The organism is Polaromonas sp. AER18D-145, from assembly GCF_002379095.1.
Classification (GTDB): Bacteria; Pseudomonadota; Gammaproteobacteria; order Burkholderiales; family Burkholderiaceae_C; genus Polaromonas.
Map to the genome: position 1 here is coordinate 25,813 of NZ_NBZV01000016.1, position 12,535 is coordinate 38,347.

The 12,535-nt window shown below is 65.1% G+C and carries 12 protein-coding genes; 5 read left to right on the forward strand and 7 right to left on the reverse strand.

What is annotated here, in order from left to right:
• Positions 1 to 270: 270 nt before the first annotated feature.
• From B7G52_RS10120 to dapF, 3 genes are read right to left on the reverse strand one after another with little or no spacing between them, the layout of a single operon-like run.
• A complete protein-coding gene (locus tag B7G52_RS10120; RefSeq protein WP_096697484.1) occupies positions 271 to 1,278 on the reverse strand; it encodes a tyrosine recombinase XerC in 1,008 nt (335 codons plus the stop codon).
• A 14-nt stretch (positions 1,279 to 1,292) separates the two neighbouring features.
• Positions 1,293 to 2,099, reverse strand: a complete 807-nt coding sequence (locus B7G52_RS10125; protein ID WP_096697485.1) for a DUF484 family protein — start codon at positions 2,097 to 2,099, stop codon at positions 1,293 to 1,295.
• A gap of 35 nt (positions 2,100 to 2,134) precedes the next feature.
• On the reverse strand, positions 2,135 to 3,022 hold the full coding sequence (gene dapF / locus B7G52_RS10130) for a diaminopimelate epimerase (protein WP_096697486.1): 888 nt from the start codon (positions 3,020 to 3,022) through the stop codon (positions 2,135 to 2,137).
• A gap of 68 nt (positions 3,023 to 3,090) precedes the next feature.
• On the opposite strand from dapF, the gene B7G52_RS10135 reads away from it, so the two are divergent.
• Together B7G52_RS10135 and B7G52_RS10140 are read left to right on the forward strand one after the other, a co-directional pair.
• The gene (locus tag B7G52_RS10135; protein WP_096697487.1) at positions 3,091 to 3,642 is read left to right on the forward strand and encodes a carboxymuconolactone decarboxylase family protein; all 552 of its coding nucleotides are present in this window, start codon (positions 3,091 to 3,093) and stop codon (positions 3,640 to 3,642) included.
• 116 nt (positions 3,643 to 3,758) lie between these two features.
• Positions 3,759 to 5,048 carry a lytic murein transglycosylase gene (locus tag B7G52_RS10140; protein ID WP_096697488.1) on the forward strand — a complete coding sequence of 430 codons (1,290 nt, stop codon included), beginning with the start codon at positions 3,759 to 3,761 and terminating at the stop codon, positions 5,046 to 5,048.
• A 286-nt stretch (positions 5,049 to 5,334) separates the two neighbouring features.
• Here B7G52_RS10140 and B7G52_RS10145 read toward each other — a convergent pair whose 3' ends face one another.
• The 3 genes from B7G52_RS10145 to B7G52_RS10155 form a co-directional block, all read right to left on the reverse strand.
• The gene (locus B7G52_RS10145) at positions 5,335 to 5,856 is read right to left on the reverse strand and encodes a restriction endonuclease (protein ID WP_205853046.1); all 522 of its coding nucleotides are present in this window, start codon (positions 5,854 to 5,856) and stop codon (positions 5,335 to 5,337) included.
• 216 nt (positions 5,857 to 6,072) lie between these two features.
• Positions 6,073 to 6,477: a hypothetical protein gene (locus B7G52_RS10150; protein ID WP_096697489.1), complete on the reverse strand. Its 405-nt coding sequence runs from the start codon at positions 6,475 to 6,477 to the stop codon at positions 6,073 to 6,075.
• A 421-nt stretch (positions 6,478 to 6,898) separates the two neighbouring features.
• Entirely contained in the window at positions 6,899 to 7,924 is a 1,026-nt protein-coding gene (locus B7G52_RS10155; RefSeq protein ID WP_096697490.1) for a tripartite tricarboxylate transporter substrate binding protein, read from the reverse strand.
• Between the two features lie 146 nt (positions 7,925 to 8,070).
• Between B7G52_RS10155 and B7G52_RS10160 the strand changes: the two genes are divergently transcribed.
• Positions 8,071 to 9,723, forward strand: coding sequence for an MBL fold metallo-hydrolase (locus B7G52_RS10160; RefSeq protein WP_096697491.1), 1,653 nt, complete (start codon positions 8,071 to 8,073; stop codon positions 9,721 to 9,723).
• A 32-nt stretch (positions 9,724 to 9,755) separates the two neighbouring features.
• On the opposite strand, the gene B7G52_RS10165 is transcribed toward B7G52_RS10160, so the two are convergent.
• Positions 9,756 to 10,649, reverse strand: a complete 894-nt coding sequence (locus B7G52_RS10165; protein ID WP_096697492.1) for a LysR substrate-binding domain-containing protein — start codon at positions 10,647 to 10,649, stop codon at positions 9,756 to 9,758.
• Between the two features lie 116 nt (positions 10,650 to 10,765).
• On the opposite strand from B7G52_RS10165, the gene B7G52_RS10170 reads away from it, so the two are divergent.
• Both B7G52_RS10170 and B7G52_RS10175 read left to right on the forward strand, forming a co-directional pair.
• The gene (locus B7G52_RS10170; protein WP_096697493.1) at positions 10,766 to 11,728 is read left to right on the forward strand and encodes a tripartite tricarboxylate transporter substrate binding protein; all 963 of its coding nucleotides are present in this window, start codon (positions 10,766 to 10,768) and stop codon (positions 11,726 to 11,728) included.
• A gap of 23 nt (positions 11,729 to 11,751) precedes the next feature.
• Positions 11,752 to 12,504, forward strand: a complete 753-nt coding sequence (locus B7G52_RS10175) for an Asp/Glu racemase (RefSeq protein ID WP_096697494.1) — start codon at positions 11,752 to 11,754, stop codon at positions 12,502 to 12,504.
• The last annotated feature ends 31 nt before the right edge of the window (positions 12,505 to 12,535 follow it).

The following is a 12,535-nucleotide window of genomic DNA, read 5'->3' on the forward strand; positions in this document are numbered from 1 at the left end:
GCTGCGCTTCCGTTCGTCCTGAGCCTGTCGAAGGATGACCCCCGAGGGGGCGCTGCGCCTGCGGACTGGCAGAGCCAGATCCGCAGCCCCGGCTGGTAGGGGAAAAACGCCCCACGTCCGCTCGCTGAATTTCCGTTCGTCCTGAGCCTGTCGAAGGATGACCCCCGAGGGGGCCGCGGCCCCTGCTTGAAAAGAGATGCCTGCGCGGTCGCTTCTTTTTATCCGTTCGTCCTGAGCTTGTCGAAGGCTGCCGGTCGTGAAGCCGCAAGCTCAGGGCTTGGTCTTGCCAGCCGTTTTGATGCCCGCCACCGTCGCGCGCGGATGCGCGGCATCGTAAACCTTGGCCAGGTGCTGAAAATCGAGCCGCGTGTAGACCTGCGTGGTGGTGATGTTGGCATGGCCCAGCAGTTCCTGCACCGCGCGCAGGTCGCCGCTGGACTGCAGCACATGGCTGGCAAACGAATGCCGCAGCATGTGCGGATGCACCGGCGTGGCCAGGCCGGCCTGCAGGGAACGCTGCTTGAGCCGCACCCGGATGTGTTGCGGCGTCAGGCGGGTGCCGCGCTGGTTGATGAACAGCGCCGCGTCCTCTTTGGCCCAGGCGCTGCGCAGCGCCAGCCATTCCTGCAGCGCCTCCAGCGCCTTGCTGCCCACCGGCACGCTGCGCCGCTTGGCCCCCTTGCCCAGCACGTGTGCTTCGGCGGCCTGAATGTCGACCCAGCCGCGTGCCTGGCTGCTGGCCAGCGCGTCCAGCCCGGTCAGCTCGCCGATACGCAGGCCGCAGCCGTACAGCAGTTCGGTGATGCAGCGGTCCCGGGCCTGCAGGGCCGCATCGCCGGCCGTGCCGTCGCTGCGCCAGGCGGCCAGCTGCACCGCCTCATCGACACTGAGCGCCTTGGGCAGCGGTTTGGCGGCCTTGGGCGCGCGCAGGTCCTGCACCGGGTTGCTGCTGACCAGGCCTTCGCGGCCCAGCCAGGTGTAAAAGCCGCGCCAGCCCGACAGGATGAGCGCGATGCCACGCCCGCTGCGCCCACCGCTGTGCATCTGGGCCACCCAGCGCCGCATGTGCAGGTTTTGCGCATGGGTCAGCGCCACGCCGGCCTGCCGGCAGTTCGCCTGCAGTTTCTGCAGGTCCAGCGCGTACAGCTCGACGGTGCGCTGCGCCAGCCGCTTTTCAACACGCACATGTTCAAGGTAGCGCTCGACCAGCGGGTCCGCGTCAGGCGCCGGCAGCACCGCTGTGCCGTCGCTGCCTGCGGGTTGCCCGTGCGCAGCCATGGTTCAGCGCAGGGTCAGGCTTCGGAGGCCGCCGGCCGCAGGCGCGACAGCGCCGCGCCGGCCAGCTCGCCGATGCGCTCCAGGAAATCCGTGCCCATGCCGCTGCTGAAACGCTCGGGATCGGGCGAGGCCAGCACCAGCATGCCGAAGGCCTGCGGCGACTTGTCGGAGCGCGGCGAAGGGCCGCCCCGAGCAAGCTCAGCCCCTCCATCCGGTGAAAGGGGCAGCGCAACGCCGGAGGCTCGCGAAGCGACAAGCGTGGGGGTCATGGTACGCAGCGGAATCAGCGCGACCGACAGGGCCTGGGCCGGATCAGGCAGCCAGCCGACGGCCTCGAAACCGGAATTGACGCCGCAGTAGGGTGTGGTCAGCGAGGATGCAAAGGCTTGCGTGTCTTCGCTGACGCCGGTCGAAAAATCTTCCATGGAAAAAATACCATTGACGTGCCAGACCTTGATGGCCGCCTGCGGCACCAGAAACTGCGTCTGGATCTCGCGCACGATGGTGTCGGGCAGGTCGCGGGCATGGGCGGTCAGCAGCAGGTTCAGCGTGCACTGCTGCAGCTTGTCGGCAATGCCCACGTTTTCCTGGCCGTGGCGGATCATGTCGACGACCCGGGACTCCAGCACCTTGATCTTGTCGCGCAACATGCCGGCCTGGCGCTCCTGCAGGCTCACCGCCCGGCTGCCGTGGCCGCTGGACAGCTGCACTGTCGCCAGCAGCTCGGCATGGCGCTCGAAAAAGTCGGGCGTGTTGGCCAGGAAATTGGCAATGTCGTCTTCGGTGATCGGGTTCTGGATGGAGTGTTCGCTTGGGTTCATGTTCTTGTGGTTTCCGTCAATCAGTGGGGGGCAGTCTACAGGTGGTCGGGAACGTCGATAGCGGCTTCAAACACCGTGGTCGCCGGCCCGGTCATCAACACCGGCGCCGTGCTGGCATCCAGCCCGCCCTGCCACTCGATGGTCAGGGTGCCGCCGTGGGTCAGCACGTCCACGCGCGCATCCAGCAGGCCCAAGCGTATGCCAGCGACCACCGCCGCGCAAGCCCCGCTGCCGCAGGCCAGGGTTTCGCCGGCGCCGCGCTCGTACACGCGCAGCGCGATCCGGCTGCGCGAGACGACCTGCATGAAGCCGGCGTTGACGCGGCGCGGAAAACGCACATGGTTCTCGATCAGCGGGCCCGTCTGCAGCACCGGCGCGGTCTCCACATCGTCCACCAGCTGCACCGCATGCGGGTTGCCCATGGACAGAATCGCTACAAAAACAGGAGCATCTAGCGACCGCCCCTCAAGGGCCAGAGGCCATTTTTGCCATGAATGCACAGTTTGCGGCGTCAAGCCTCTGGCATCGAAGGGCACGCGCGCCAGGTCGAAGATGGGTGCGCCCATGTCCACCGTGACGCGGCCGTCCGGCTGCATGCGCGGCTCGATGACCCCGGCCAGGGTCCGGACCCTGACCACGTCCTTGTCCGTCAGGCCCTGCTCGCGCACAAAGCGCAAAAAGCAGCGTGCACCGTTGCCGCACTGCTCGACCTCGCCGCCATCGGCGTTGTGGATCACGTATTCAAAATCAACACCTTCGCCGGGCGCAGGCCGCACCGACAGGATCTGGTCGGCACCCACGCCGAAGTGGCGGTCCGCCAGAAAGCGGTACTGGCCCGGCGTCAGGTTCAGGCGCTCGCGCGTCTCGTCAAGCATGACAAAATCGTTGCCCGCACCCTGCATCTTGGTAAATCGGATTAGCATCCGGGCATTATCCGCTGAGGCTGCGCCGCCCTCCTTCCCCACTTGCACTACTTCCCGAAAGACAACCCATGCGCATTCCCGACTGGACGCCCGCCCTCAAACCCCAACCCCAGGACCTCGTCGATGCCATCCTGAAACGCCGCGGCGGCACCCTGATCAACCTCGACAAGGCCCTGCTCTGGAGCGAGCCGCTGGCACGCGGCTGGAACGTCTACCTCGGTGCGGTGCGCACCGGCCTGCCGACCAGCCGCAAGATGCGCGAGCTCGGCATCTGCACGGTCGCGCTGCTGACCGGCGCGGCCTATGAATACAAACACCACGCGCCGGACTTCCTGGCCGCCGGCGGCAGCCAGGCCGAGCTCGACGCGCTGAATGGCCTGGTGAAAGCCGATGCGCGCGCCTCGGCGGCGCATCCGGCGCTGGGCGCGGTCGAACAGCTGGTGATTCGTTACGCCGCGCAGATGACGCTGGACGTCAAGGTCAGCGACGACGTGTTCGAGGCCCTGCGCAAACATTTCGATACGACTGAGCTGGTCGAGCTGACCAGCGCGATCGCCACCTACAACATGGTGGCGCGCTTCCTGGTGGCGCTGGGTGTGTCGCCGGAGGAGCATGCATAGCTGACCAAGGCGCAACAGGCCCCGGGCTTTTCATGCAGGGGCCACCGCCTTGAGCGCGGCAGGCAGGGGCCTGTCATTCGGCGCACCTCATCCACCCCGCGTCCAGAGAAGGCGAAATGAAAACCCTGCGAACACCCTCCCGTTTTTTTGGTTTTTCCCGTCCCCGGTTGGCTACCGTTCTGGTGGGAATCCTGGCGCTGGCGGCGGGTACCGCCACGCCTTCGGCCATCGCTCAAGCCATACCCGCAGGCGGCAGCCCGGCGCAAGCTGCGCCCGATGACGCAGAACTCAATCAGCGCTTTGCGCGCTGGATCGCCGACTTCGGCACCAGCGCACGCGCAGCCGGCATCACCGAGGAGACGCTGCGCCTCGCCTTCGATGGCGTTCGCTTCATTCCGCGCGTGACCGAGCTGGACAGCGCCCAGCCCGAGTTCACCCGCGCTGTCTGGGACTACCTCGACAGCGCGGTGTCGGCGCAGCGCATAGGCCGCGGCCAGGACAGGCTGCTGCAATCGCGTCCTGCGATCGATGCCGCCGCAGCGCGCTACGGTGTCCCGGCAGAGATTCTGGTGGCGATCTGGGGCATGGAGAGCAACTACGGCAGCAACACCGGCGACATCCCGACCATAGCCGCCCTGGCGTCGCTGGGCTTCGAAGGCCGGCGCGAGGCCTGGGCGCGCGGCCAGTTGCTCGCCGCCCTGAAGATTCTGCAGAACCGGGACATAGACCGCGCGCAGATGGTGGGGTCGTGGGCCGGGGCGATGGGCCAGACGCAGTTCCTGCCAACGAACTTTCTGGCCTATGCGGTTGATGCCGACGGCGACGGCCGGCGCGACATCTGGGGCAGCCTGCCCGACGTGATGGCCTCGACCGCCAACTTCCTGGCCAAAGCCGGCTGGCAGGCCGGCCAGCCCTGGGGGCTGGAGGTGCGCCTGCCGCCGGGATTCGACCTGGCCCTCGCCGATGGCGAGCAGCGGCGGCCGGCCTTGGCCTGGGCGGCCCAGGGGGTGCAGTCCATGGACGGCGCGCCACTGCCCGCCTTGGCCGACAGCACCCTCCTGCTACCCGCCGGCGCACGCGGACCGGCCTTCATGGTCGGCCCCAACTTCCGCACCGTCCTGCGCTACAACAACTCGACCAGTTACGCGCTCGCCATCGGCCTGCTGGCTCAGGGCCTGGCCGGCGGCCCCGCGGTACAGACCGCCTGGCCGCGTGATCTGCAACCGCTGTCGCGCAGCCAGTTGCTGGCGCTGCAGACGGCGCTGAACACACGCGGCTTCGACAGCGGCACGCCCGACGGTACGATGGGACCCGCCACGCGGCGCGGCATACGTCTCTACCAGCGCAGCCAGGGCCTGCCGGCGGACGGCTTTCCGACTCTGGAGTTGCTGCAAGGCTTGCAGTGACGGCGGCAAAGCCCAATCCAGGATGCCGGATATACGACTGCAGGCGCTTCCCCTAAAGCCAAACTACCGATCAACCTCTTGCCGTTGAGGGGGAGTCCATATATGAGGGGTTAGGCGCCTGCATCCTGTGCTGCCTTGGCGAGTTTGACTTCGAGCTCTTGCACCATCGGAGTGATTGTTGCGATGACTTCCTCGGCGGACCCAAACTGTCGATCCTTCCCGAACTCAACCAACGCTTGAAGAGAGTCTGGTCGAAACGGATAGACACCGCGAAAGGCGCGAGTAATCAGGTCGCCGCAGATCTCAGTGCTCGCGCTCCCGAGTAGCCCCACTCGCCGACATCGTGACGCAGACCCTGTGCAATGCGTTTGCTTTTTGGAATCTCCCAGTACCCTTCTCGACAGGCCTCAGCCCTGTCGTAGAGTTCTCGCAATCGCATCGCTGAGACATCGCCTCCAGCAATGACGCGCACGTTCTCAAGGGAGGTTACCCTGACGTTAGTAAGGTTCGCCGCTTCAACCGCGCCGCTCTGGAAGCCGGCTTCGCACAACAAGATTCCTCGGTCGGCACCTGCGTCTGCAACGATCTCTCGAAGCGCCAATACGTGAAGCTTGGAAACCGGCGACTTCCAGTGTTTGCACTCAACAAGCCACGTGACGTCGAATCCTACGTGGTGAGACTTGACTACGACATCAACATCGTGGGTCGTACGCACGCCCTGAATTGTGACGTTCGTGGAAACTTCTAGTCCCATGGACCGAAAGAGCGAAGCAGTCTCCTCTTGGTAGTCGTTCCAGTTTTCGGCCATGTTCAATGTTGCTTATTGATCCGGCCCTATGAAATATGAACCGTTCGCCCTGAGCTTGTCGAAGGGTTTCGACAAGCTCAACCCGAACGGAAATTAATACATCATCGGGCCGGATCAATAGTTGCGGGGTGGTGTCTTCAGGCGCCTAACGCCGGCGTTCACGCGCGGGCTGAGCGCGCAGCGCGAGGACCGTCGCGTGGAACGCCTGGTTGGGGTTCATTCCTTCATCCTTGTTGCTTTCCCAGCGAACGACCCTACGAGATCCGGGCCGCCCGGAATTACGGAAGCTGTGCCAATTCTGGTTTTTGTAAAGAGGACCTTGCCACGAGCGCGATCGATCTGATATGTCTCAACAAGCTCGATGTCCTTGTTCTGAGCCCACCCAATTAGCGTGGAGACGCCGAAGCGGGTAAAGCTCGTGTCATCGCCGGAAACGGTCCCAGTCTTTTCATCGTTGAAGCAAAGCACCATTGGATTGGAATATTTATCCGCCTGAAATGCGTATTTTTCGTCAGAGAACGCTACCTGGCCCCTGACTTCGGTGAGCGCCCAACACTCTTTCGCTGAAGCATGATGGCTGAGCAGTGCCAGGGTCGCTGCAGTGATCAGGCGAATATGCATAAGTCCTCCTATGAACCCCAACTTTGATATATCCCGCAAAACTGCGGAATAACATGACGGGTGGTCAGATAACATGGCTCCCGCCGGTTGAAAAACACGTTTGAATTCATGAAGTTACGTCAATACGCTGTCTATAAGCGCAGGTATATTGCATCTGACAAAGTTGCCGACCCTGTTTTACTCGTACCTGCTTGCCAGACTAGGTGCGCGATCGCACACCTTAATTCACTATAGCCTTCAACTTGGGAAAACCTGTGTGTGCCCGACAGGCTTTCTCATTCCCTGGCATGGCCGGGGCGACACAATGCAGCATCCACGCAACATGGGCAACATTGGTCTTACAGTCAGGCGTGCTCTTTCATCCCGTACAGACGCAAAAAAGGCCCGCAGGCCCTTTTTCATCGCTTGAATGGCCGTTCGTTCAATCCGCCTTGATCCCATTGTCCTTCACCACCTTGGCCCAGGTGTCGATCTGCTTGTCGATGAAGACACGGGCCGACTCGGAAGAACCGCCGACGATGTCGATGCCCTGGGCGCTGAGCTTTTTCGCAATCTCCGGATTTTTCAGCGCCTTGCTGACTTCCTCGTTCATGCGTTTGAGGACCTCGGGCGGTGTTTTGGCCGGTGCCAGGATGGCCCACCAGGCCGGCGCGTCAAAGCCGGCAAAACCGCTTTCGGCCACCGTTGGCACATTCGGCAGATCGGGCGAGCGCTTGCTGGTCGTCACGGCCAACGGGCGCATGCGGCCGCTGTCGATGTGCGGCTTGGTCACAAACACGGAGGCGATGGACAGCGGCACATGGCCGGCCACGGCGTCGGTCATCAGCGGGCCGCCGCCCTTGTAGGGAACGTGCTGCCAGTCGATGTTGCCGCTTTTTCCCAGCAAGGCCATGGCCAGATGGCCCAGGCTGCCCGAGCCGATGCTGCCGTAATTCACGTTCTTCTTGGCCTTGGCCGCGGCCACCACATCGGCAAAACTCTTGTACTCGGAGGCCGCAAAGGTCGCCAGCACCATGGGCGAGGTGCCGATCAGCGTGACCGGCGCCAGGTCCTTGCGCGTGTCGAACGGCAGGCCGGGAATCAGCGTGGGGTTGACGCCATGGGTGTCGAACACCACCGCAAAGGTGTAGCCGTCGGCCGGCGCGGCAGCCACGGCGGCGGTGCCGATGGAGCCCGAGGCACCGCCCTTGTTCTCGACAATGATGTTCTGGCCGAGCTGCTGCGACAGCGGCACGGCGAGAATGCGCGCAACCTGGTCGACCGAGCCGCCGGGCGGGAAAACGGCGACCAACTTGATCGGCTGTTTCGCGGGCCAGGCCTGTCCTGAGCCTGCCGAAGTGGCCTGTCCTGAGCCCGTCGAAGTGGCCTGGGCCATGGCACTCAGGGGGGTGGCGCACAGGGCGGCGGCCGTCATGGCCAGGGCGGTTCTGGAAATCCAGTGTTTCATGATTCACATCCTGCAAATAAGGTGGGGGCCAGTATCCCCACGCCGCCGCCAAAACGCCATTGCGGTAAACACGTAGCATGCTACCAATCGCGGCCGGCCATGGGCTGCCGCAGCCGCCGTCCGCCGTTTCACTGCAAAATCAGGTCATGGTCCGACCCACCCAACTCCTCTACCCGCAGCGCGAGCCCGCGCCCACCCGCCCTGCCGCCACCGTGCTGCTGCTGCGCGACAGTGCCGAGGGCATCGAAATCCTGATGACACGGCGTTCGATGACGGCCAGTTTTGCGCCGGGCGCCTATGTGTTCCCAGGCGGCGGCATCGATGCGGCCGATGCGGCAGCACATGCGCAGTCCCCCCGCCGCGCGACCCAGACCGACCTGCACCTGACGCAGGCGATTGCCGCCATCCGCGAAAGTTTTGAAGAGCTCGGTGTGCTGCTGGCTCGCCATGCCGACGGCAGCCACGCCAGCACCGCCGACATTGCGGCGCTGGACCGCAAGGCGCCGTTTGCCGCGCAATGCCGCGACAAAAGCCTGGTGCTCGCCGGTGACCAGGTGTTTGTTCTCGCGCACTGGGTCACCGACCGCGACCTGCCGCGCCGTTTTGACGTGCCTTTTCTGGTCGCGCGCATGCCTGAGGGCCAGGAGCCTGTCGCCGACGAAAGTGAGCAGTTCGAGCCGGTCTGGGTGCGCCCGGCCGATGCCCTGGCGCGCCATGAAGCCGGCGGCTTTTTCATCATCTTCCCGACCATACGCACGCTGCAGCGCCTGCAGCATTTCGCCACCGTGGACGCCGTGCTGCAGGCCTGCGCCGCGTCCGAACAGCCGCTGTGGACCTCCTGCCCGCGCGCCGGTTTTCTGGCCGGCGCCGAAGCGCGCTACATGGAGCACGAGGCGCCTTATGGCGAACTGGCGCTGACCAGCCCCGACGGCCAGATGGTGCACACGCTCGACTGGCAGACAGCGCAGCCGGTGGCCCTGCTCAAGAACCTGATGCGCCTGACCGCGCCCAACCCCGGCGTGATGACCGGCCCGGGCACCAACAGCTACCTGGTCGGCGACCCGGCCACCGGCTACATCGTGATCGATCCGGGCCCGGCCGACACCGACCACCTGCAGCGTTTGTGGCGCGCGGCGGGCGGCAACATCCGCATGATTGTCTGCACCCACTCGCACGCCGACCATTCGCCAGGCGCCCAACCGCTGCAGGCCATGTGCAGCAACACGCCCCCTATCCTGGGCCTGCCCTCGGCGCCCACGGCGCGCGCGGCCAGTACCTTCACCCCCGACCGGGCGCTACAAAATCAGGAGCTGCTGACGCTTGCAGGACAAGGGCCGGAAGGCGAAATGATGCATACCCTGAAGGTGATCCACACCCCCGGCCACGCGGCCAACCACCTGTGCCTGGTGCTGCTCGAAGACGGCATCTTGTTCAGCGGCGACCACATCCTCAACGGCAGCACCACGGTGGTGGACCCGCCCGACGGCAACATGAACGCCTACCTCGATTCGCTGGATGTGCTAGCCGCGGCTTGCGACGAACACGGCATTGAGTTCATCGCGCCGGCGCACGGCCATGTGCTGGGGGAGGCCAAAACCGTCATCGCCCAACTCAAGGCCCACCGACTCAAACGCGAGGCCAAGATCATCGGCGTGATGCAGGCGCAACCGCAAGGCAGCATGGACGAGTGGGTGGCCGCCGCTTATGACGATGTGGACCCGCGCATCTGGCCGGTGGCCAAACGCTCGCTGCTGGCGCATGTGGAGCGGATCGAGTCGCAGGGGCTCTTCAACCTGTAAACGCTCCCGGGGCAGCGCCCGGCCAGTCCACCTCAGCTTGCCGCAGGGAGGACCGTACTAGCCGCCGCCAGCCGCACAAAGGCCTGCACCACCTCCGCCGGCTCGGCGCTGCGTTGCACCGCGTAGACATCGGCATGCGGCGCCTCCTTGCCCAGCGGGATCACCTTGATCTGGTCCGGAAACAGGCCGCGCAGCGACGACGGAATCAGGGCCACGCCCATGCCAGCCCCCACCAGGCTCAGCAGCGCGGGTAACTCCAGCACGCGCTGGCTGACCTGCGGCGAAAACCCGGCCTGGACGCAGCAGTCATGGATGTACTGCGCATGGGCCGACGAATCGGTGCGCAGCATCACAAAGGGCTGGTCGCGCAAATCCGGCAACCGCAGCTGGCGGCGCCGCGCCAGCGCATGGCCCAAGGGCAACGCGACCGCCACCGGGTCGCGCCAGAGCAGCGTGCTGCTGAGCACCGCGTCGTTGACCGGCGTGCGTGACACGCTCAGGTCAATGCGCCGCTCGCGCAGGGCCTGCAGCTGCACGGCCGGCTTGAGCTCGTGCAGATTGACCTCGACCTCGGGATGACTTTGCGCATAACCGGCCATGATGCGCGGCAGCGGCCCCAGGAAATGCGAGCCCGACAAACCAATGTCGATGCGCCCGGCCAGGCCCTGCCCGATCGCGCGGGCCCGGTTGCCGGCCTCGTCCACGCGGGCCAGCACGGCCTGCGCGTCGATCAGAAAGGCCTGGCCCGCGAGCGTGAGCTCGACCCGGCGACTGGTGCGCTGAAACAGCCGCGCGCCGATTTCCCGCTCGAGCTGGCTGATCTGCAGGCTCAGCGGCGGCTGCGACACATGCAGCCGGCGCGCGGCCCGGGTGAAGCTGAGCTCCTCGGCCAGCGCAACAAAGTAACGCAGATGACGCAGTTCCATGGCGGTTGATTGATACCTTAAAGATCTTGATCAAGACTAACAATATATTGGACACGAATTTCACGCCGTTCAAAAATACGCCTTCGGTTCCCAAAAAATCATCCAGGAGACACCCCATGATCAAACACCTCTTAACCACGGCCGCCCTGTGCCTGGGCACGCTGGCCATGGCCCAGGACGCCTACCCCTCCAAACCCATCACCCTCATCGTGCCGAATCCGCCGGGCGGCTTTGTGGACGCTTCGGCCCGCCTGCTGAGCGAGCCGCTGGGCCGCGTGGCCAACCAGTCGGTGGTGGTGGACAACCGCGGCGGCGGCAGCGGCAACATCGCCTACCAAGCCGTGGCGCGCGCCAAGCCCGATGGCTACACGCTGCTGGTTTCCTATTCGGCCTACCACGTCGGCAACCCTGCGCTGACGCCCAACCTGCCCTGGGACCCGATCAAGGACTTCGCGCCCGTGGCACTGCTGACCGTCGCCACCAACGTGATGGCCGTGCACCCCTCGGTGCCCGCGAACAACCTCAAGGAATTCATCGCCTACGTCAAGCAAAACCCGGGCAAGCTCAACTACGCCTCGCAGGGCACAGGCTCGCTGTCGCACATCGGCACCGAAGTGTTCAAGCAGCAGACCGGCACCTTCATGACGCACATTCCCTACCGCGGCTCCGGCCCGGCGGTGCAGGACGTGCTCAGCGGCCAGGTGCAGGTGTTCATCACCACGCCGCCGTCGGTCATGGGCCATGTGCAGGCCGGCAAGCTCAAGGCCTTTGCCGTCACCGGCGACAAGCGCAGCCCGCAGATGCCGCAGATCCCGACCACGGCCGAAGCCGGCCTGCCCGGCTTCAAGCTGGAAGCCTGGGTCGGCCTGTTCGCCCCCGCCGGCACCCCGCCGGCCGTCATCGCCAAGTTGACGGCCGACGTCAAGCGCGCACTGGAACTTCCAGAAGTAAAAACCCGTGCCGATGCCGCAGGCATTGAGCTGCGTTACCAGGGCCCCGACGCGCTGGCCCAGCTCGTGAAGTCCGACCTCGCCTACTGGAGCAAAACCATCAAGGCGGCCGGCATCAAGGCCGACTGACATTTTTCAGGACACCCGCCCCCATGAGCCGCACCTACCGCATCGGACAGATCGTCCCCAGTTCCAACACCACCATGGAGACCGAGATTCCGGCCATGCTGCGCGCCCGCGAGCCGCATTTTCCGGAGCGCTTCACCTTCCACTCGAGCCGCATGCGCATGCAGAAGGTGACCCAGGAAGAGTTGACCGCGATGGACGCCGCCTCGGACCGCTGCGCGCTGGAGCTGTCGGACGGCCGGATGGACGTGCTCGGTTACGCCTGCCTGGTGGCCATCATGAGCCAGGGCCTCGGTTACCACCGCGCCTCCGAGAAGCGCCTGCACGAGGTCACGCTGGCCAACGGCAAACCCGCGCCCGTGGTGTCCAGTGCCGGTGCGCTGGTCGAAGGCCTGCAGGCCTTGGGCGCGAAAAAGATTTCGGTGCTCACGCCCTACATGAAGCCGCTCACGCAAATGGTGGTGGACTACATCGAGCATGAAGGTTTTCAGGTGATGGACAGCCTGTCGCTGGAAATTGCCGACAACCTCGAAGTCGGCGCGCAAGACCCGCTGGCACCCAGCCGTCTTGTCAGCCGGCTGAACACGCAGGGCGTGGACGTGGTGGTGCTGTCGGCCTGCGTGCAAATGCCTTCGCTGGCGTCCATCCAGATCGTGGAGGACAAACTGGGCCTGCCGGTGATTTCCGCCTCGGTCTGCACGGCCTACACCATGCTCAAGCGCCTGGGCCTGGCCACCCAGGTGCCGGGTGCCGGCACGCTGCTGTCCGGCAAGTACTGAGCGCCCTGCCCGGATCGGCAGTGCGCATGAA